Annotated in this window: 21 protein-coding genes; 10 read left to right on the plus strand and 11 right to left on the minus strand. The window is 63.9% G+C overall.

The window, feature by feature from the left end; all coding sequences use genetic code 11:
• Window positions 1-117: 117 nt before the first annotated feature.
• Window positions 118-1,317, minus strand: a complete 1,200-nt coding sequence (gene tyrS / locus F6X61_RS06885; RefSeq protein WP_153786054.1) for a tyrosine--tRNA ligase — start codon at window positions 1,315-1,317, stop codon at window positions 118-120.
• A 214-nt stretch (window positions 1,318-1,531) separates the two neighbouring features.
• Here tyrS and F6X61_RS06890 point away from each other — a divergent pair, with 214 nt between their 5' ends.
• Both F6X61_RS06890 and F6X61_RS06895 read left to right on the plus strand, forming a co-directional pair.
• Window positions 1,532-2,959 carry a peptidoglycan DD-metalloendopeptidase family protein gene (locus F6X61_RS06890; protein WP_153785965.1) on the plus strand — a complete coding sequence of 476 codons (1,428 nt, stop codon included), beginning with the start codon at window positions 1,532-1,534 and terminating at the stop codon, window positions 2,957-2,959.
• A gap of 4 nt (window positions 2,960-2,963) precedes the next feature.
• Window positions 2,964-4,055 (plus strand): anhydro-N-acetylmuramic acid kinase, encoded by a 1,092-nt coding sequence (locus F6X61_RS06895; RefSeq protein WP_153785966.1) that lies wholly within the window; start codon window positions 2,964-2,966, stop codon window positions 4,053-4,055.
• A 60-nt stretch (window positions 4,056-4,115) separates the two neighbouring features.
• Here F6X61_RS06895 and erpA read toward each other — a convergent pair whose 3' ends face one another.
• A complete protein-coding gene (gene erpA, locus F6X61_RS06900) occupies window positions 4,116-4,466 on the minus strand; it encodes an iron-sulfur cluster insertion protein ErpA (RefSeq protein WP_153785967.1) in 351 nt (116 codons plus the stop codon).
• 145 nt (window positions 4,467-4,611) lie between these two features.
• A complete protein-coding gene (gene argC, locus F6X61_RS06905; RefSeq protein ID WP_110994258.1) occupies window positions 4,612-5,646 on the minus strand; it encodes an N-acetyl-gamma-glutamyl-phosphate reductase in 1,035 nt (344 codons plus the stop codon).
• A gap of 140 nt (window positions 5,647-5,786) precedes the next feature.
• On the opposite strand from argC, the gene hemJ reads away from it, so the two are divergent.
• The 7 genes from hemJ to F6X61_RS06940 all read left to right on the plus strand — a co-directional run bounded on the left by hemJ (window position 5,787) and on the right by F6X61_RS06940 (window position 10,619).
• Entirely contained in the window at window positions 5,787-6,212 is a 426-nt protein-coding gene (hemJ, locus tag F6X61_RS06910) for a protoporphyrinogen oxidase HemJ (RefSeq protein ID WP_125462371.1), read from the plus strand.
• A 30-nt stretch (window positions 6,213-6,242) separates the two neighbouring features.
• Window positions 6,243-7,199 carry a nitronate monooxygenase family protein gene (locus F6X61_RS06915; RefSeq protein ID WP_153785968.1) on the plus strand — a complete coding sequence of 319 codons (957 nt, stop codon included), beginning with the start codon at window positions 6,243-6,245 and terminating at the stop codon, window positions 7,197-7,199.
• Window positions 7,200-7,250: 51 nt separating this feature from the next.
• Entirely contained in the window at window positions 7,251-8,027 is a 777-nt protein-coding gene (locus F6X61_RS06920; RefSeq protein WP_153785969.1) for an SDR family oxidoreductase, read from the plus strand.
• Between the two features lie 64 nt (window positions 8,028-8,091).
• Complete coding sequence (locus F6X61_RS06925) at window positions 8,092-8,430, plus strand: histidine triad nucleotide-binding protein (protein ID WP_153785970.1); 339 nt, start codon at window positions 8,092-8,094, stop codon at window positions 8,428-8,430.
• A gap of 65 nt (window positions 8,431-8,495) precedes the next feature.
• Window positions 8,496-9,143, plus strand: a complete 648-nt coding sequence (gene coq7 / locus F6X61_RS06930; protein WP_110994262.1) for a 2-polyprenyl-3-methyl-6-methoxy-1,4-benzoquinone monooxygenase — start codon at window positions 8,496-8,498, stop codon at window positions 9,141-9,143.
• 10 nt (window positions 9,144-9,153) lie between these two features.
• The gene (locus F6X61_RS06935) at window positions 9,154-10,191 is read left to right on the plus strand and encodes a DUF2157 domain-containing protein (protein ID WP_153785971.1); all 1,038 of its coding nucleotides are present in this window, start codon (window positions 9,154-9,156) and stop codon (window positions 10,189-10,191) included.
• A 44-nt stretch (window positions 10,192-10,235) separates the two neighbouring features.
• The gene (locus tag F6X61_RS06940) at window positions 10,236-10,619 is read left to right on the plus strand and encodes a hypothetical protein (RefSeq protein WP_256671322.1); all 384 of its coding nucleotides are present in this window, start codon (window positions 10,236-10,238) and stop codon (window positions 10,617-10,619) included.
• Between the two features lie 20 nt (window positions 10,620-10,639).
• Here F6X61_RS06940 and F6X61_RS06945 read toward each other — a convergent pair whose 3' ends face one another.
• On the minus strand, window positions 10,640-11,062 hold the full coding sequence (locus F6X61_RS06945; RefSeq protein ID WP_110994264.1) for an OsmC family protein: 423 nt from the start codon (window positions 11,060-11,062) through the stop codon (window positions 10,640-10,642).
• Between the two features lie 191 nt (window positions 11,063-11,253).
• Here F6X61_RS06945 and crp point away from each other — a divergent pair, with 191 nt between their 5' ends.
• Complete coding sequence (gene crp / locus F6X61_RS06950) at window positions 11,254-11,898, plus strand: cAMP-activated global transcriptional regulator CRP (protein WP_153785972.1); 645 nt, start codon at window positions 11,254-11,256, stop codon at window positions 11,896-11,898.
• Here crp and F6X61_RS06955 read toward each other — a convergent pair.
• From F6X61_RS06955 to rpe, 7 genes are all read right to left on the minus strand, one after another.
• Entirely contained in the window at window positions 11,895-12,599 is a 705-nt protein-coding gene (locus F6X61_RS06955; RefSeq protein WP_110994265.1) for a lipoate--protein ligase family protein, read from the minus strand. The genes crp and F6X61_RS06955 overlap by 4 nt on opposite strands.
• Window positions 12,600-12,746: 147 nt before the next feature.
• Window positions 12,747-13,580: an indole-3-glycerol phosphate synthase TrpC gene (gene trpC, locus F6X61_RS06960; protein WP_153785973.1), complete on the minus strand. Its 834-nt coding sequence runs from the start codon at window positions 13,578-13,580 to the stop codon at window positions 12,747-12,749.
• Window positions 13,577-14,626, minus strand: coding sequence for an anthranilate phosphoribosyltransferase (gene trpD, locus F6X61_RS06965; protein WP_125462364.1), 1,050 nt, complete (start codon window positions 14,624-14,626; stop codon window positions 13,577-13,579). The genes trpC and trpD overlap by 4 nt, the downstream gene beginning before the upstream one ends.
• A 9-nt stretch (window positions 14,627-14,635) precedes the next feature.
• Entirely contained in the window at window positions 14,636-15,229 is a 594-nt protein-coding gene (locus F6X61_RS06970; RefSeq protein WP_125857222.1) for an aminodeoxychorismate/anthranilate synthase component II, read from the minus strand.
• Window positions 15,230-15,304: 75 nt separating this feature from the next.
• Window positions 15,305-16,786, minus strand: a complete 1,482-nt coding sequence (trpE, locus tag F6X61_RS06975; RefSeq protein ID WP_153785974.1) for an anthranilate synthase component I — start codon at window positions 16,784-16,786, stop codon at window positions 15,305-15,307.
• A 70-nt stretch (window positions 16,787-16,856) separates the two neighbouring features.
• Window positions 16,857-17,675: a phosphoglycolate phosphatase gene (locus tag F6X61_RS06980; protein WP_153785975.1), complete on the minus strand. Its 819-nt coding sequence runs from the start codon at window positions 17,673-17,675 to the stop codon at window positions 16,857-16,859.
• On the minus strand, window positions 17,672-18,346 hold the full coding sequence (gene rpe / locus F6X61_RS06985; RefSeq protein WP_153785976.1) for a ribulose-phosphate 3-epimerase: 675 nt from the start codon (window positions 18,344-18,346) through the stop codon (window positions 17,672-17,674). The genes F6X61_RS06980 and rpe overlap by 4 nt, the downstream gene beginning before the upstream one ends.
• Window positions 18,347-18,491 lie beyond the last annotated feature (145 nt).

The following is an 18,491-nucleotide window of genomic DNA, read 5'->3' on the forward strand; positions in this document are numbered from 1 at the left end:
TATAAGGGGATCTGAAACCCCGTCAACCTTTAATTTCAAGAAAGTGTCATCAGCCTGAAAACAAAGCGGGGAGGCCTGTCGGCCTCCCCGCTTCTATATAGCTATGCCGCCAAGTGATCACTCAGCCTTGAGGGTAACCCGGCCAAAGGCTTTCTTGCCCGCCTGGCACACGTGAGTAGCGCCCAGAACAAACATGAAATCACGCTCAACCACTGCGCCATCAACCTTAACGGCGCCAGCACTGAGCAGGTCCCTCGCCTGAGCCGAGTTTTTCACCAGGCCAGCCCGGTTCAACACGGCAGCAATCGGCAAGTCCTCAGCCGCAGCGACTTCGATCTCCGGCAGATCTTCAGGCAGCTCGCCTTCCTTCATCCGATTACCCGCCGCACGGTGAGCATTGGCAGCAGCTTCCTCACCATGGAAGCGCGCAACAATTTCTTCCGCCAGCTTGATCTTGATGTCGCGCGGATTCGCGCCCTGCGCCACATCCGCACGGAACTGGTCGATCTCCTCCATGGAACGGAAGCTGAGCAGTTCGAAGTAACGCCACATCAAGGTGTCCGGAATCGACACGAGCTTACTGAACATCACACCCGGCGCTTCCTGGATACCGACATAGTTGCCCAACGACTTGGACATCTTCTTCACGCCATCAAGCCCTTCGAGCAGCGGCATGGTGACGATGTTCTGCGCCTCCTGACCATACGAGCGCTGCAGTTCACGCCCCATCAGCAGGTTGAACTTCTGATCCGTGCCACCCAGCTCGACGTCCGCCTTCAGCGCCACCGAGTCATAGCCCTGTACCAGCGGATAGAGGAACTCATGGATCGCGATCGGCTGATTGCTGCTGTAGCGCTTGTCGAAGTCATCACGCTCGAGCATGCGCGCGACCGTGTACTGCGAGGCCAGGCGGATGAAATCGGCCGGCGTGAGCTTATCCATCCAGGTGGAGTTGAAGGCGACCTCGGTCTTGGCCGGGTCAAGGATCTTGAACACCTGCTGCTTATAAGTCTCGGCGTTATCCAGCACCTGCTCGCGTGTCAGCGGCGGGCGAGTGGCACTCTTGCCGCTCGGGTCGCCGATCATGCCGGTGAAGTCACCAATCAGGAAGATGACCTGATGGCCCAGATCCTGGAACTGGCGCAGCTTGTTGATCAGCACCGTGTGGCCCAGGTGCAGGTCCGGCGCGGTAGGGTCGAAGCCCGCTTTGATACGCAGCGGTTGGCCGCGCTTGAGCTTCTCCACCAGTTCCGACTCGACCAGTACCTCTTCCGCACCGCGCTTGATTAGCGCCAGCTGCTCTTCAACAGACTTCATAGACAGACCCGCAAGGCTCAGATTCAAGGGGAGCCAACCATACAAGATCGGCCATCAAATACAAGTTTCGCAACGGAATGTGACCCGAACAGCGCAACGCAACGTCTACGCGCCCTTGCGCGAGAATGGATTTGGTTATATTTTATACAGTTATTTCATCTTCATCATGTCATTCATCTTTTCCATTTCATCATTTTTCAAAGTCACCTCACCTATGACCAACGAAACGCCTAAAGCGCCCCCGCTTTATCCGAAAAGCCATCTGTTGGCCGCCAGCGGCATCGCTGCTCTCCTCAGCCTGGCCTTGCTGGTATTCCCTTCCAGCGAAGTCGAAGCCAAGAAAACCACGCTCAGCCTGGAGCTGGAGAGCCCGGCCGAGCAGCTGAAGGAAGAATCCCGCGCCGCGCCACTGGTGCAATCCGAACAAAACACCGACTCGCCCTTCGCCCAGATCGAAGGCGAAGAAGCGGACACCGCCCAGGCCAAGCCCGAGAGCAAGCCGGAACCCGCCGCTGTTGCCAAACAGGAAGACAAGGCCCCCGGCCACCGCGAGGTAGTCGTGGCGCGCGGCGATACGCTCTCCACACTGTTCAACAAGGTCGGCCTGCCGGCCAACGCCGTCCACGACCTGCTGGCGAGCAACAAGCAGGCCAAGCAGTTCAGCCAGCTCAAGCATGGCCAGGTGCTGCAGTTCGAACTGGACAAGAACGGCCAACTGACCAGCCTGCACAGCAAGGTCAGCAACCTCGAAACCATCCGCCTGACCCGTACCGACAAGGGCTTCAGCTTCGATCGCGAAGTCAGCAAGCCGGTCGTGCGCACCGCCTACGCCCATGGCGTGATCAAGAGCTCGCTTTCGGCCTCGGCACAACGCGCGGGCCTGTCCCACAGCATGACCATGGACATGGCACGCATCCTCGGTTACGACATCGACTTCGCCCAGGACATCCGCCCGGGCGACGAATTCGACGTGGTCTACGAGCAGAAGATGATGGACGGCAAGGTGGTCGGTACCGGCAACATCCTGTCGGCCCGCTTCACCAACCGCGGCAAGACCTACACCGCCGTGCGCTACACCAACAAGCAAGGCAACACCAACTACTACACCGCCGACGGCAACAGCCTGCGCAAGGCGTTCATCCGTACGCCGGTGGACTTCGCCCGCATCAGCTCGCGTTTTTCCGCCGGCCGCAAGCACCCGATCCTGAACAAGATCCGCGCCCACAAGGGTGTCGATTACGCCGCCCCGCGCGGCACACCGATCAAGGCCGCCGGCGATGGCCGTATCGAGCTGGCCGGGCGCCGTGGCGGCTATGGCAACACCGTGATCATTGCCCACGGCAACTCGTACAAGACGCTGTATGGCCATATGCAGGGCTTCGCCAAGGGCATCAAGACCGGCAGCAACGTCAAACAAGGCCAGGTCATCGGCTACATCGGCACTACCGGCCTGTCGACCGGCCCACACCTGCACTACGAGTTCCAGGTCAACGGCGTGCACGTCGACCCGCTGAGCCAGAAGGTGCCGATGGCCGACCCGATCGCCAAGGCTGAGCGCGCGCGCTTCAACCAGCAGAGCCAACCCTTGATCGCCCGTATGGATCAGGAAAAGGCCACCCTGCTCGCCGCCAACAAGCGCTGACCACATGGCGCTCTATCTTGGCGTGATGTCCGGGACCAGCCTTGATGGCCTGGACATCGCCCTGATCGAACAACGCGAGCAGCTTCGGCTGCTCGCCACCCACTACATCCCCATGCCCACCGACCTGCGCCAGCAGCTGCTTGGCCTCTGCGCCAGCGGCCCCGACGAGATCGCCCGCGCGGCACTGGCGGAGAACCACTGGGCTACCCTTGCCGCCGAAGGGATCAACTACCTGCTGCGCGAGCAAGGCCTGCAGCCCGATGCCATTGCCGCCATCGGCAGCCATGGGCAGACCATTCGCCACGAACCCGCCCGCGGCTTCACGGTACAGATCGGCAACCCGGCGTTGCTCGCCGAGCTGACCGGTATCTGTGTGGTAGGTGATTTCAGGCGCCGCGACGTGGCGGCAGGCGGCCAGGGCGCGCCGCTGGTACCGGCCTTCCATGAAGCGCTGTTCGGCCACCTAGGCCAGCGCCTGGCGATCCTCAATGTGGGCGGCTTCAGCAACCTCAGCCTGATCGAGCAGGACAAACCAGTGCATGGTTTCGACTGCGGGCCGGGCAATGTGCTGCTGGACGCCTGGATCGAGCGCAAGCGCGGCCAGGTATTTGATGCTGACGGAGCCTGGGCGGCCAGCGGGGCAGTGCAACCGGACTTGCTCCATACACTGCTGAGCGACCCGTTCTTCGCCGGCAGCGGCCCGAAAAGCACCGGCCGCGAAGTCTTCAACCTGCCTTGGCTCGACGGCCATCTCGCCCGACTGCCCAGCTACCGCGACGAAGATGTACAGGCCACACTGCTGGAACTGACTGCACGCAGCATCATCGACTCGCTGGGCCAGGCTCAACAAGGCACCGAAGCCTTGCTGGTGTGCGGCGGAGGCGCCCGCAACGGCGCGCTGATGGCACGCCTGGCGCAACTGCTGCCGGGCGCCCAGGTGTCCAGCACCGCAGCGCATGGCGTCGATCCGGACTGGGTCGAAGCCATGGCCTTTGCCTGGCTGGCCCATTGCTGCCTGCAGCGCATCCCCGCCAACCGGCCCAGCGTCACCGCCGCCAGGGGCCTGCGCGTCCTCGGCGCCATCTACCCCGCCTAACCCGCCTGCACAATGCAAAACGCCGCGCAAATGCGCGGCGTTTTCATGTCAGCCCATGGATCAGATCGAGAACGACGAACCACAGCCACAGGTGGTGCTGGCATTCGGATTCTTGATCACGAAGCGCGAACCTTCCAGGCCTTCCTGGTAGTCCACTTCGGCGCCCGCCAGGTACTGGAAGCTCATCGGGTCGACCACCAGCGCGACACCTTCACGCTCGACGATAGTGTCATCCTCGGCCACGTCCTCATCGAAGGTGAAGCCGTACTGGAAGCCCGAGCACCCACCGCCCGTCACGAAAACGCGCAGCTTCAGACGCTCGTTGCCCTCTTCGCTGACCAGGGTCTTCACCTTGTGTGCAGCCCCTGAGGTGAACTCCAAAGCCGTGGGGGTGAAGGTTTCGACGCTCATGCTGATTCTCCCGGCGCAGTGCCGCCATAAAACTCGATGGCGCGTATTATCCGCTTGTCCGAGAAAATCGGTCAACAATTGTGCTGCTTTAGTCGCCCCCATGAAAAAGGCCCGCACACGGCGGGCCCTTTGCAACAGTGCAGGCTTACGGCAACAGGCCGGCGTGGGACAGGCCCATGCGCTCGTCCAGGCCGAACAGGATGTTCAGGTTCTGCACCGCCTGGCCGGACGCGCCCTTGACCAGGTTGTCGATCACCGACAGCACCACCACCAGGTCGCCACCCTGTGGCCGGTGCACGGCGATACGGCACACGTTGGCGCCGCGCACGCTACGGGTCTCAGGGTGGCTGCCGGCCGGCATCACGTCGACGAACGGTTCGTTGGCGTAGCGCTTTTCGAACAGCGCCTGCAGATCGACCGAGGTATCGACGACGTTTGCATAGAGGGTGGCGTGAATGCCGCGGATCATCGGGGTCAGGTGAGGCACGAAGGTCAGGCCGATGTCCTTGCCTGCGGCCAGGCGCAGACCCTGGCTGATTTCCGGCAGATGGCGATGCCCTTTGACCGCATAGGCCTTCATGCTTTCGCCGGCCTCACAGAACAGCGAACCTACAGCGGCACCACGGCCTGCACCACTGACGCCGGACTTGCAGTCGGCGATCAGCCGCGAAGGGTCGGCCAGGCCAGCCTCCAGCAATGGCAGGAAGCCCAGCTGGGTAGCGGTCGGGTAGCAGCCGGGCACAGCGATCAGGCGCGCCTGGCGGATCTTCTCGCGGTTCACTTCAGGCAGGCCGTAGACCGCGTCCTTGAGCAGTTCAGGCGCGCCGTGCGGTTGCCCGTACCACTTGCCCCACTCGACGGCGTCCTGCAGGCGGAAGTCGGCGGACAGGTCGATGACCTTGGTGCCCGCCGCCAGCAGCTCGCCGGCCAGGGCGTGGGCGACACCGTGCGGGGTAGCGAAGAACACCACATCACAGGCGCCCAGAGCCTTGCTGTCCGGCACACTGAAACACAGCCCGTCGTAGTGGCCGCGCAGGTTGGGATACATGTCGGCAACCGCCACGCCCGCTTCCGAGCGCGAAGTGATGACCGCCACTTCGGCCTGAGGATGCTGCGCCAGCAGACGCAGCAGTTCGACACCGGTGTAACCCGTGCCGCCGACGATACCGACCTTGATCATAACGCTTGCCCCTTATCAACGAGCCCACTGGAAAGCGCACGATAATAGGGGCCCGGCAGGCCTGTAACAACTATTCCCATGACCCTTCGGCGCTTGCCCACTACTATTCGCACGACCGTGAAAACCTGAAGGAACCGCACATGCTCTATCTATGGATCAAGGCGCTGCACATCGTCAGCGTGGTTTGCTGGTTCGCCGGCCTGTTCTACCTGCCACGCCTGTTCGTCTACCACGCCCAGAGCCAGGACAGCATCAGCCTCGAGCGCTTCATCACCATGGAGCGCAAGCTGTACCGGGGCATCATGAACCCGGCAATGATCGCCACCTACGTGTTCGGCGGCTGGATGCTCTACCTCAACCCCGGCTGGCTGAGCCAGGGCTGGCTGCACGCCAAGTTGACCCTGGTGGTGCTGCTGACCGCCTACCATCATATCTGCGGCGCCCAGCGCAAGCGCTTCGCCGCCGGCACCAATACCCGCAGCCACGTGTACTACCGCTGGTTCAACGAGGCGCCGGTCCTGATCCTGCTGGGGATCGTAATTCTGGTGGTGGTCAAACCGTTCTGACGATAGCCCGCCCTGCACAGGAGTTTCGCCATGTCCCTGCCCGCCTCGCTGCAACAGCGGCTGCGCCTGCCACTGGTGGCCGCGCCGATGTTCCTGATTTCCAACCCGCAACTGGTGCTGGCCTGTTGCGCCAGCGGCGTGGTGGGCAGTTTCCCTGCGCTCAACCAGCGCGACAGCGCAGGCTTCAAGGCCTGGCTGGAGGAAATCGAGGCAGGCCTGGCCCAGATGCAGGCGCCAGCCCCTTATGCCGTCAACCTGATCGTTCATGCGAGCAATCCACGCCTGCAGGCCGACCTGGCCCTGTGCGTCGAGCATCGCGTGCCCATCGTCATCACCAGCCTTGGCGCAGTGAAGGAAGTGGTGGATGCCGTGCACAGCTACGGCGGCCTGGTGTTCCATGACGTGACCACTCGGCGCCATGCGCAAAAAGCGGCAGAGGCCGGTGTCGATGGGCTGATCGCCGTGGCGGCCGGCGCCGGTGGCCATGCCGGGACCTGGAGCCCGTTCGCCCTGATCGCCGAGATCCGCCAGTTCTTCGACAAGACCCTGCTGCTGGCGGGCTGCCTCAACCACGGCCACGAATTGCTCGCGGCGCAAATGCTCGGGGCAGACTTGGGCTACATGGGCACACGCTTCATCGCCACCCGTGAGAGCCAGGCCCAGGACGCCTATAAACAGATGATCCTCGGCGCAACAGCCGCCGATATCATTCACACGCCTGCAGTATCCGGCATTCCTGCCAGCTTTCTGCGGCAAAGCCTGGACCAGGCCGGTTACGACCTGGCGGCGCTCACCAGCAGCCATGAGGCCGCCAAGCTCAAGCCCCTGGACGAGGAAGCCAAGGCCTGGAAGACCGTCTGGTCCGCAGGCCAGGGCGTCGGCGAGATCAATGACCTGCCCGGCGCCGCAACTCTGATCGAACGCCTGCACAGCGAATACCGAGGCGCCCTGGACCGCGCCCAACAGCTACGCAGCAACGCCTTGTAGCAAACCAACCAGGCTGTACACTAGGCGCCCCTTACGCCCCAGGAGCCTTGCATGACCCGTTACGCCATGATTACCGGCGCTTCCACCGGCCTGGGCCTGGCCCTGGCGGAGGCCCTGGCGCGGCGCGGGCGCAACCTGATCCTGGTGGCACGCCAGCGCGAGACGCTGGAGCCGGTGGCCATCGAACTGACCCAGCGTTTTGGCGTGGAGGTGCTGTTCCGCGCCTGCGACCTCAGCCAGCCCCTGCGCCTGTCGGGGTTCGTGCTTGAGCTGGAGGAAGGCGAGCGGCGCATCGACCTGCTGGTCAACTGCGCAGGCCAACGCACCTACGGGCCCTTCCTTGCCCATGAGTGGGCTGACGAGCAGGACCTGCTGGAGGTCAATATCCTGGCCCTGAGCCGCCTGTGCCATGCCATCGGCAACCTGATGGCCGTGCAGGGTGGCGGGCAGATCCTCAATGTCGCGGGCCTGGCCGGGGTCGCGCCCGGCCCCTGGATGGCCGCCTACGCCGCCAGCAAGGCCTATGTGCTCAGCTTCAGCGAAGCCTTGCGCGAAGAGCTCGGGCGCACCGGGATCAAAGTTTCGGTGCTGTGCCCCGGGCCGGTTCGTTCGTCGCGCCGGCGCATTCCCCGCCTCGACGACAGCAGCCCAAGCCCCGAGGAGATCGCGCTGTACACCGTACGCGCGCTGGACAAGAACCGCGCGCGGATCATCCCCGGCCGGCGCAACCGCTGGCTGGCCTTTGCCCCGCGCCTGTTGCCGCGCTGGTTGACGCGCAAGCTGGCCGGCGTGATCCACCGCCGTTACTGCCCGGTCGGCATGGAATAAGCACTGGGCGAGTGGCAGCGGGCTCAGTACACTCGGCCCGGACACTCACCATGGAGCAAGTGCTGTGGACGATCTATTCCTCAAAATCATCAACCGGGAAATCCCGGCGGATATCATCTACGAAGATGACCAGATTCTGGCCTTCAAGGATATCGCCCCCGCGGCGCCGGTCCATTTCCTGGTCATCCCGAAGAAACACATCCGCACCCTCAACGACCTGACCGAAGAAGACAAGGCCCTGGCTGGGCACATCCTCTTCACCGCCCAGCGCCTGGCCATTGAGCAAGGCTGCGAGGAAGGCTTCCGCGTCGTCATGAACTGCAACCCCAAAGGCGGCCAGACCGTCTACCACATCCATATGCACGTGCTTGGCCAGCGCCAGATGCACTGGCCACCGGGCTGATCCAGGGCAAGCCCCCTCCAGCCGATTGCGGTAAACTGTCGGGCACACTCTAGTGGAGGTGCCCGATGGCTACCGAACGTCACTACTCGCCGCTCGACCGCTTGTTGCTGCAGGCCGATACCGCCATGCGCACCCTGCTCCCCTTCAGCGGCCAACCTTCGCGCCCGTCACCGGCGATCATCCAGCCCGACGCCGAACTCGACGAACAGCAAAGCCGCCACGTCGCCGGCCTGATGCGCATCAACCACACCGGCGAAGTCTGCGCCCAGGCGCTCTACCAGGGCCAGGCCCTGACCGCCAAGCTGCCCCAGGTACGCAAGGCCATGGAGCATGCGGCCGAAGAAGAAATCGACCACCTGGCCTGGTGCGAACAGCGCATTCGCCAGCTCAACAGCCACCCCAGCGTGCTCAACCCGCTGTTCTACGGCATGTCCTTCGGCATCGGCGCACTCGCCGGCCTGGTCAGCGACAAGGTCAGCCTGGGTTTCGTCGCCGCCACCGAGCATCAGGTGTGCAAACACCTGGACGAGCACCTTGAGCAGATCCCCGAAAGCGATGGCAAATCCCGCGCCATCCTCGAACAGATGCGCGTCGACGAAGAGCACCACGCCGAATCCGCGCTGGAAGCCGGCGGCTATCGCTTCCCGGCGCCCATCCGGTTCGGCATGAGCCTGATGGCCAAGGTCATGACCAAGAGCACCTACCGCATCTGAGGCACAGCGCATGGAACGCTTCGACGCCAAGGACCTGGCACGCGCGGTAGACGCCGGTGTACTGCAACCGGGCCAGGACCGCGCACTGCTGGACTTCCTGCGCCAGCAACCGCAAAACCGCGGCAGCTTCCAGCTGGCCCACGTCGCCTTCTACTTCGGCGCCCTGTTGATCATGGGGGCGATGGGCTGGTTGCTCACCGAAGCCTGGATGCGCATCGGCGACAGTGCACTGCTGGCCATCGCCCTGCTCTACATCGCCACGCTCACCCTGTTCGCCCTGTCACTGCAACGCCGCGGGCAGCCGATCGCCGCCGGCGTGCTGGCGGCGGTCGCGGTGAGTATCGTGCCGCTGGCGGTTTTCGCCGTGGAACGGCTGGTGGGCTGGTGGCCGCTGGACGATGCCCAGGGTGACTATCACCAGTACTACACCTATGTGCAGGGCGGCTGGCTGGCCATGGAGGCCGCAACCGTGGTCGCCGGCCTGCTGATGCTGCGCCTGGTGCCCTTCCCGTTCATCGTCATGCCGATCGCCTTGGCGCTGTGGTTCATGTCCATGGACCTGACCGAGTGGGTGTATGGCGATGTGTTCAGCTGGGACCAGCGACGTACGGTCTCGGTGTGGTTCGGCCTGGCCGTGCTGGTGGTGTTCGTCGGCGTCGATGGGCGCACCCGCCAGGACTACGCCGGCTGGGGCTACCTGGCCGGTCTGCTGGCGTTCTGGGGCGGGCTGACGTCGATGGACAGCGCCAGCGAACTGGGCAAGGCCCTGTATTGCCTGATCAACCTTGGGCTGATGGGGCTGGCCGTGCTGTTGCGCCGGCCGGTGTTCATGGTATTCGGGGCGATGGGCGTGGCGGCCTATCTCGGCTATCTGTCCTACGAGGTATTTGCCGACTCGCTGCTGTTCCCGCTGGTCGTCACCCTGATCGGCCTTGGCGTTATCGGCCTGGGCCTGCTGTACCAGAAACGCCGGGAAGCCTTGAGTGCACAGCTGCGGGCCAGGCTACCCGAGCGCCTGTTGCGATTGCTGCCGGCGTTGCGCCGTTGAAGGCTCGACTGATCACGGCTCGGTTGCTGCAAAGTCTCGGGCTGATGCCGGTTGCCTATGCGTTTGTCTGCCTGATGACCGCTGCCATCAGGCAAACCGCCTTCAGCCTGCAACTGCCCGACCTCGGCGAGCCCGACAGCAACAGCGTGGTCGAGATGCTGCGGTTCACAGTGCCCGGGCTGCTGCTGTTCCTGCTGCTGGCTTGCAACTGCCGCAAGCGTCGCACGCTCATCGCCCTGTTCGGGTTGGCCGCCATGGTCACGGCACTGCTGCAGTGCATGCTGTTTGCCCAAAGTTTCGGCAACACCTGGAGCACCAGCGAAATACTTGGGCTACTGCTGTTCAACATCCCGATGCTGCTGCTCGCGTTCGCCCCGGGTGTCGCCTGGCTACTGGCCGCTGAGCGGCTGAACCTGCAAAGCGCCTGATTGCCAGGCGCCATTACCGGTCACGCGAGTTCGACAATCTCGTAACCGTGGGTGATTTCCACCCCGGCACGCTCGAGCATGATCGATGCCGAGCAGTATTTCTCGGCCGACAGCTCCACCGCGCGCTTGACCTGTGCCTCTTTCAGCCCACGCCCTTTGACCACGAAGTTCATATGGATCTTGGTGAACACCTTGGGGTCCTCACTGGCGCGCTCGGCTTCCAGGAAGGCTTCGCAGCTCTCCACCGCCTGGCGAGACTTCTTGAGGATGCTGACCACGTCGAAGCTGCTGCAGCCGCCCAGCCCCAACAGCAGCATTTCCATCGGGCGCACGCCAAGGTTGCGGCCGCCGGCTTCGGGCGGGCCGTCCATGACCACCACATGGCCACTCCCCGACTCGCCGAGGAACATTGCTTCACCCGCCCACTGGATGCGTGCCTTCATCTATCCGGACTCCCGATCTCGTAAAAAGGGTGCCAGCTTAGACCTTGTGACGCTGTCGGAAAAGCTCAAGGCGCAGCGCTTTAATGCCGATACATGGGGACGTGTCTGATAAGCTGGCGCCAAATGACTGGCACATCACGCCAGGCAGCCTCAATAAAAAGCCAACGCCTCACATCGAACAGGATTTCGTGATGGTTTCTTCAGCCCTTGCGCCCAAGATCAAGAACATCGAAAAGCTGCTGGTGCACTGCCAGCGCCGTCGCTATGCCGCCAAAAGCAACATCATCTGCGCGGGCGACCGGGCCGAGACCCTCTCGTTCATCATCAAAGGTTCGGTGACCATCCTGATCGAGGACGACGATGGCCACGAAATGATCATCGCCTACCTCAACAACGGCGACTTCTTTGGTGAGCTTGGCCTGTTCGAGCCCGTCGGCCAGGAGCATCAGCGCAGCGCCTGGGTGCGGGCCAAGACCGAATGCGAAGTGGCCGAGATCAGCTACGACAAGTTCCGCGAACTGGGCCGCCAGGACCCGGAGATTCTCTACGCCCTCGGCGCGCAAATGGCCCAGCGGCTACGCAACACCACCCGCAAGGTCGGCGACCTGGCCTTCTTCGACGTGACCGGCCGAGTTGCCCGCTGCCTGCTCGAACTGTGCAAGCAGCCAGACGCCATGACCCACCCCGACGGCATGCAGATCAAGATCACCCGCCAGGAGATCGGGCGCATCGTCGGCTGTTCACGGGAAATGGTCGGCCGCGTCCTCAAGGATCTCGAGGAGCGCAGCCTGGTGCAGGTGAAGGGCAAGACCATGGTGGTCTACGGCACCCGTTAGTCTTTCGGCAGCCCGGCAATGACCTCGGCATAGGCCAGGGAAAGGCGCTCGAACCAGGGCGCCTGTGGCGCCACTTCATGCAGAGCGATATGGCTGTCGGCCCGGCAACGCTGTTCAAGTTCGCAGCATTCATTGAAACGATTGACCGCCGCCACCATCGATTCACGCTCGTTATCCAGCAGCAGTGCACCATGCACCAGCACCACCGGGCGCTTGCCACCCAGGCCCTGGCGCCAGCGCTGGGCAGTGCCGACCAGTTTGCGGCCGTTCAGGTTGACGTTGTAGCGGCCATCGCAAAAGGCGCCGTCGATTTCTCCCACCGACGCCACCCCACCCCACTCGCGCAGTACATCGCAAAGCGGCAGGCACAGGCGCTCGTAGGCATTCTCGATGCGCCCGTGATCGCCTTCACTGCGCGGGGCAACGTAGACCAGCGCCACGTTCACGGTCGAATGCGACTGCGGCACAGGCTCACCACCGGTTTCGCGCAGCAATACCGGCCAGCCGGCGATCGCCAACTCGGCGCAGGCGGCTTCGAAGTTATCCAGACGACTCATCCGGCGTGGCATCACCAGCGCATGATCGGTGGGGCGCCAGAACAGCACGCCAGCGTCACGCTCGCCACGGCACACGGCGGCCAGCAATTCCTGCTCGGCGTGCAGGCCTTGCTCGACGGTCAGGGCCAGGGGTTGATCGGTCATTGATCCACCTTTGATGAAAGCTCTACCGGCCTCATCGCGGGGCAAGCCCGCTCCTACGTTGTCACCCGTGGGAGCGGGCTTGCCCCGCGATCAGGCCCTCGAATACAGACACAAAAAAGCCGGCAACAAACGCCGGCTTCGGTTCAATCAGTCCAGTGGCTGAACGGTCTTCTTCACCTGGTCAGGGAAGAACAGCCGCTGCAACTCGAGCCCCGGCTGTTCGGCGCGCATGAACGCCTCGCCGACCAGGAACGAATACACCTCGTTGATAGCCATCAACTCGACATCGGCCCGATTGAGGATGCCACTCTCGGTGATGGCCAGGCGATCGCGGGGGATGCGTGGCAGCAGGTCGAGGGTGGTCTCCAGGCTGACCTCGAAGGTGTGCAGGTTACGGTTGTTGACACCGACCAGCGGGGTATCGAGGGTTTTCAGCGCGCGCTCCAGCTCATCGCCGTCGTGCACTTCGACCAACACGTCGAGGCCGACATCCTTGGCCGTGGCGGCAAGCTCGGCCATCTTCACGTCATCCAGCGCCGATACGATCAGCAGTACGCAGTCGGCACCCAAGGCGCGGGCTTCAACGATCTGGTAGGGGTCGACCATGAAGTCCTTGCGGATCACCGGCAGCGACACTGCGGCGCGGGCCTGCTGCAGGTATTCGTCGGCGCCCTGGAAGTAATCCACGTCGGTCAGCACCGACAGGCAGGTCGCCCCACCCTTTTCATAGCTGACCGCGATCTCGGCCGGTACGAAGTTTTCGCGAATCACGCCCTTGCTTGGCGAAGCCTTCTTGATCTCGGCGATCACCGCCGGCTGCTTGCGCTTGGCCTGCTCGATCAGGGCATTGGCGAAGCCACGCGGGGCGTCGGCCGCCTTGGCCAGGCGCTCCAGTTCGGCGAGGCTGACCCGCGCACTGCGCTCGGCCACTTCCTGGAACTTGCGGGCGATGATCCTTTCCAGCACCGTCGGCACGCTCATGCTTCGTTCTCCACTTTGAATACCGCGGTAAAGGCGCCCAGCTCCTGCAGCTTTTCCCAGGCCAGCCCGGTGTGCAGCACGTCGTGGGCCAGTTCCACGCCCTGGGCCAGGGTCATGGCGTGGTCGGCGGCGTACAGCGCCGCACCGGCATTGAGCACGATCATTTCGGCGGCCTTCTGGCCGTTCTCGGTCTTGCGCCGGCCCAAGGCGTCACGGATCAGGTCCAGCGACGCCTGCGGCCCATCGACCGCCAGGCCGTGCAGGCTCTGGCTCTTCATGCCGAGGTCTTCGGGCTCGACCCAATACTCGGTGATCTGGTCATTCTTCAGTTCGGCAACGAAGGTCGGCGCCGCCAGGCTGAACTCGTCCAGGCCGTCCTTGGAGTGCACCACCAGCACATGCTTGCTGCCCAGGCGCTGCAGCACTTCGGCCAGCGGGCGGCACAGCGCCTGGTTGAACACACCGACCACCTGATGCTTCACCCCGGCCGGATTCGTAAGCGGGCCGAGCATGTTGAACAGGGTGCGCAGCCCCAGCTCGCGACGCGGGCCGGCGGCATACTTCATGGCCTTGTGATGGCTCTGGGCGAACATGAAGCCGATCCCCAGGCTGTCGATGCAGCGGGCGACCTGCACCGGGGTGAGGTTCAGGTAGATACCGGCGGCTTCCAGCAGGTCGGCGCTGCCGCTCTTGCCGGATACCGCGCGGTTGCCGTGCTTGGCCACCGGGCAGCCGGCGGCCGCGAGGACGAACGACGACGCGGTGGAAACGTTGAAGATGTTGGCGCCATCGCCGCCGGTGCCGACGATGTCGACCACGCCGTCGAGGCTCTTGAGCTCGACCTTGTCGGCCAGCTCGCGCATCACCGACACCGCGCCGACGATCTCGTCGATACTTTCGCTCTTCATGCGCATGCCCATCAGGAAGGCGCCGATCTGCGCCTCGCTGCACTGGCCGGTCATGATCTGGCGCATGACCTCGCGCATTTCATCGGTGCTCAGGTCCAGGTGGCCGACGATACGGCTCAATGCAATCTTGATATCCATGCTCGATCCTTAGCGGCGGCCGCCGGTCTGCTTGAGGAAATTGGCGAACAGCTCGTGGCCCTGCTCGGTCAGGATGGACTCGGGGTGGAACTGCACCCCTTCGATATTCAGTGTCTTGTGGCGCAGGCCCATGATCTCGTCGACCGAGCCATCGGCGTGGGCGGTCCAGGCGGTCACTTCCAGGCAGTCCGGCAGCGTCTCGCGCTTGACCACCAACGAGTGGTAACGGGTAACGGTCAGCGGGTTGTTGAGGCTGGCGAACACGCCAAGGTCTCGGTGCACCACCGGGCTGGTCTTGCCATGCATCACCTGGCGGGCACGCACCACGTCACCGCCGAAGGCCTGGCCGATCGACTGATGGCCAAGGCAGACGCCCAGAATCGGCAGTTTGCCGGCAAAGTGCAGGATGGCCTCGATGGACACACCGGCTTCGCTCGGGGTGCAGGGGCCTGGGGAAACCACGATGCGCTCGGGGTTGAGGGCTTCGATCTGGGCGATGGTCATCTCGTCATTGCGGATGACCTTGACCTCGGCACCCAGCTCGCCGAGGTACTGCACGACGTTGTAGGTGAAGGAGTCGTAGTTGTCGATCATCAGTAGCATCTGGAACGAACCTCTTGAATACGGGGGACTCCGGGGGCGCGTGGCGGCCCGCCGGGCTCATGGACCACGGCCGGCTCAGCGTTTGCTGGTCTGCTCGGCGAGGGCCACCGCGCGGAACATCGCCCGACGCTTGTTGATGGTTTCTTCCCACTCCAGTGCCGGCACCGAGTCGGCGACGATGCCGCCGCCGGCCTGCACATGCAGCTCGCCGTCCTTGATCACCGCAGTGCGGATGGCGATGGCGGTATCCATGTTGCCGTTCCAGGCGAAGTAGCCCACCGCACCGCCGTAGACGCCGCGCTTGACCGGTTCCAGCTCATCGATGATCTCCATGGCGCGGATCTTCGGCGCCCCCGACAGGGTGCCCGCCGGCAGGATCGCCCGCAGCGCATCCATTGCAGTCAGCCCCTCGGCCAGTTGGCCGGTGACGTTGGAGACAATGTGCATCACGTTCGAATAACGCTCGATCACCATCTTCTCGGTCAGGCGCACGCTGCCGGTGGCCGACACACGGCCCACGTCGTTGCGGCCCAGGTCGATCAGCATCAGGTGTTCGGCGATTTCCTTGTCATCCGACAGCAGGTCGTCTTCCAGGGCGCGGTCGGCCTCTTCGGTGGCGCCGCGCGGGCGGGTACCGGCGATCGGGCGCACCGTGACCAGGTTGTCCTCGACCCGTACCAGCACTTCCGGCGAACTGCCCACGACGTGGAAGTCGCCGAAGTTGAAGAAGTACATGTAGGGGGTCGGGTTGAAGCAGCGCAGGGCGCGGTAGAGGTCGATCGGCGCGGCCGCAAAATCGATGGACATGCGCTGCGACGGCACCACCTGCATGCAGTCACCGGCGAGGATGTACTCCTTGACGGTGTCCACCGCGCGCTCGTAGTCACCCTGGGTGAAACTGGAGCGGAAGGCCGGCTCGGCCGCCATCGGACCATCGAGGTCGAGGCCGCGACGTGGAGTGATCGGCTGGCGGAGTTTCTCCAGCAGGCCTTCCAGACGGGCCTGGCCTTGCTCGAAGGCCTGCTCGTCGCTGGGGTCGACCAGCACGATGGCGTGCATCTTGCCCGCCAGGTTGTCGAACACCACCACCGCGTCGGAAACCATCAGCAGGATGTCCGGCACCCCCAGCGGGTCCGGGTTCGGGCAGGCGCCCAGGCGTTTTTCCACATAGCGCACGCAGTCGTAGCCGAAGTAGCCGACCAGGCCGCCGTTGAAGCGCGGCAGGCCCGGAATGTCGGCGACCTTGTAGCGATCCTTGAAGGTTTCGACGAAGGCCAGCGGGTCTTCGACGTCATGGCTTTCCACTTCCACGCCATCGTGCAGGATGCTCACGTGGTAGCCATGCACACGCATGACGGTGCGCGACGGCAGGCCGATCATCGAGTAGCGGCCCCACTTCTCGCCGCCCTGCACGGACTCGAGCAGGTACGAGTTGGCCTGGTCGGCCAGCTTGAGGTAGATCGACAGGGGGGTATCGAAGTCGGCCAGGGTTTCGCGGGCCAGGGGGATGCGGTTATAGCCGGCAGCGGCCAGGCGCAGGAATTCTTCGCGGGTCATGTGTAGCCTCGTGGCAAGCAGCAATGGGGTCAGGCAAGCGGACGGGCCGGCAGGCGCCGGCGGGCATAAGTCAGGCGCGCCAGCGCCAGCGGGCCAGGGCCTTGATGACTTTCATCCAGAATTTGCCAGTAACCACCACGTCGTTGTCTCTGCTGTGCGGGGCTTGAAGGTCCGCCAACGTTATCCCAGTGTCGGTGACTAAGCAACCAGGCAGCAGCAGGCGCAGGTCGCTGATCACCAGGCTGGGAGACTCCTCGTCGATGGGACGGCCATGGTTGTAGCCATAGCTCAGGCCGACGCACTTCACCCCGGCCGCTTTCGCCGCCAGTACGTCGCTGCGCGAATCGCCGACGAACAGCGACTGCGCAGGCTCGACACCGGCCATCTTCATCACGAACAGCAGCGCCGCCGGGTCGGGCTTTTTCTGTGGCAGGGTGTCGCCGCCGATGATCCAGCGGAAGTAGCGCCCGATCTTCATCTGGTCGAGCAAGGGGGCAACGAAGCGCTCGGGCTTGTTGGTGATCAGCGCCATCTCCACGCCCTGCTTGCTCAGCCAGCGCAGGGTGTCGCGCACACCGGGGTAGACGACGGTCAGCTCATGGCTGTCGGCGTAGGCCTCCATGAACAGCGCCAGCGCGCGCTCGGCCAAGGCATCGTCCACGCCGTCGTGGTCCAGGCCACCGGCCAGCGCCCGGCGCACCAGCACCTGGGCGCCGTTGCCCACCCAATGACGCACGGCGTCGAGCCCGGCGGGCTCGCGCCCGAGTTCGAGCAGCATGCGGTCGACGGCTGCGGCCAGGTCGGGGACCGAGTCGATCAGGGTGCCATCCAGATCGAACATCACCAGCCTGGGCAGCGTCCCCGGGAACAGCTGCTCGAAGCCGCTCATGCGCGTGCCAGCGCCATTTCGGCACGCATCTTGGCGATCACTTCCTGATAGTCCGGGGCGTTGAAGATCGCCGAACCGGCAACGAAGGTGTCGGCGCCGGCTGCGGCGATTTCGCGGATGTTGTTGACGTTGACGCCGCCGTCGATCTCCAGGCGGATATCACGGCCGCTGGCGTCGATCAGTGCACGGGCCTCACGCAGCTTGTCGAGGGTACCGGGGATGAACTTCTGCCCACCGAAGCCTGGGTTGACGCTCATCAGCAGGACCATGTCGACCTTGTCCATCACGTACTTCAGCGCATCCAGGCCGGTGGCCGGGTTGAACACCAGGCCGGCCTTGCAGCCGCCGTCACGGATCAGCTGCAGCGATCGGTCGATGTGCTGGGTGGCTTCCGGGTGGAAGGTGATGTAGGTGGCGCCGGCTTCGATGAAGTCGCCGATGATGCGATCGACCGGGCTCACCATCAGGTGCACGTCGATCGGCGCGGTCACGCCGTACTTGCGCAGCGCGGTGCAGACCATCGGGCCGATGGTCAGGTTGGGTACGTAGTGGTTGTCCATGACATCGAAGTGGACGATGTCGGCCCCGGCGGCCAGAACCTTGTCGACGTCCTCGCCCAGACGGGCGAAATCGGCGGAAAGAATGGAGGGGGCAATAGCGTAGGGCTGCATGGCGCACCTGTTGGGCAGAATCACGGTGGCGCGCATTGTAACCCAGGGAAGCGGATCGGGGCTGATTGGTGTCAATCCTGTGCTGGCCCTTCGCGGGTAAACCCGCTCCCACAGGGATCGCGCAGATCTCGAGAGCCGCACATCA

It is taken from the genome of Pseudomonas sp. EMN2 (genome assembly GCF_009650555.1).
Lineage (GTDB): Bacteria > Pseudomonadota > Gammaproteobacteria > Pseudomonadales > Pseudomonadaceae > Aquipseudomonas > Aquipseudomonas sichuanensis.

What these genes read in the sequence shown, in the direction of transcription:
- tyrS (WP_153786054.1), bottom strand. Translation starts at nt 1,317, where the DNA reads ATGAAGTCTGTTGAAGAGCAGCTGGCGCTAATCAAGCGCGGTGCGGAA.
- F6X61_RS06890 (WP_153785965.1), top strand. Translation starts at nt 1,532, where the DNA reads ATGACCAACGAAACGCCTAAAGCGCCCCCGCTTTATCCGAAAAGCCAT.
- F6X61_RS06895 (WP_153785966.1), top strand. Translation starts at nt 2,964, where the DNA reads ATGGCGCTCTATCTTGGCGTGATGTCCGGGACCAGCCTTGATGGCCTG.
- erpA (WP_153785967.1), bottom strand. Translation starts at nt 4,466, where the DNA reads ATGAGCGTCGAAACCTTCACCCCCACGGCTTTGGAGTTCACCTCAGGG.
- argC (WP_110994258.1), bottom strand. Translation starts at nt 5,646, where the DNA reads ATGATCAAGGTCGGTATCGTCGGCGGCACGGGTTACACCGGTGTCGAA.
- hemJ (WP_125462371.1), top strand. Translation starts at nt 5,787, where the DNA reads ATGCTCTATCTATGGATCAAGGCGCTGCACATCGTCAGCGTGGTTTGC.
- F6X61_RS06915 (WP_153785968.1), top strand. Translation starts at nt 6,243, where the DNA reads ATGTCCCTGCCCGCCTCGCTGCAACAGCGGCTGCGCCTGCCACTGGTG.
- F6X61_RS06920 (WP_153785969.1), top strand. Translation starts at nt 7,251, where the DNA reads ATGACCCGTTACGCCATGATTACCGGCGCTTCCACCGGCCTGGGCCTG.
- coq7 (WP_110994262.1), top strand. Translation starts at nt 8,496, where the DNA reads ATGGCTACCGAACGTCACTACTCGCCGCTCGACCGCTTGTTGCTGCAG.
- F6X61_RS06935 (WP_153785971.1), top strand. Translation starts at nt 9,154, where the DNA reads ATGGAACGCTTCGACGCCAAGGACCTGGCACGCGCGGTAGACGCCGGT.
- F6X61_RS06940 (WP_256671322.1), top strand. Translation starts at nt 10,236, where the DNA reads ATGCCGGTTGCCTATGCGTTTGTCTGCCTGATGACCGCTGCCATCAGG.
- F6X61_RS06945 (WP_110994264.1), bottom strand. Translation starts at nt 11,062, where the DNA reads ATGAAGGCACGCATCCAGTGGGCGGGTGAAGCAATGTTCCTCGGCGAG.
- crp (WP_153785972.1), top strand. Translation starts at nt 11,254, where the DNA reads ATGGTTTCTTCAGCCCTTGCGCCCAAGATCAAGAACATCGAAAAGCTG.
- F6X61_RS06955 (WP_110994265.1), bottom strand. Translation starts at nt 12,599, where the DNA reads ATGACCGATCAACCCCTGGCCCTGACCGTCGAGCAAGGCCTGCACGCC.
- trpC (WP_153785973.1), bottom strand. Translation starts at nt 13,580, where the DNA reads ATGAGCGTGCCGACGGTGCTGGAAAGGATCATCGCCCGCAAGTTCCAG.
- trpD (WP_125462364.1), bottom strand. Translation starts at nt 14,626, where the DNA reads ATGGATATCAAGATTGCATTGAGCCGTATCGTCGGCCACCTGGACCTG.
- F6X61_RS06970 (WP_125857222.1), bottom strand. Translation starts at nt 15,229, where the DNA reads ATGCTACTGATGATCGACAACTACGACTCCTTCACCTACAACGTCGTG.
- trpE (WP_153785974.1), bottom strand. Translation starts at nt 16,786, where the DNA reads ATGACCCGCGAAGAATTCCTGCGCCTGGCCGCTGCCGGCTATAACCGC.
- F6X61_RS06980 (WP_153785975.1), bottom strand. Translation starts at nt 17,675, where the DNA reads ATGAGCGGCTTCGAGCAGCTGTTCCCGGGGACGCTGCCCAGGCTGGTG.
- rpe (WP_153785976.1), bottom strand. Translation starts at nt 18,346, where the DNA reads ATGCAGCCCTACGCTATTGCCCCCTCCATTCTTTCCGCCGATTTCGCC.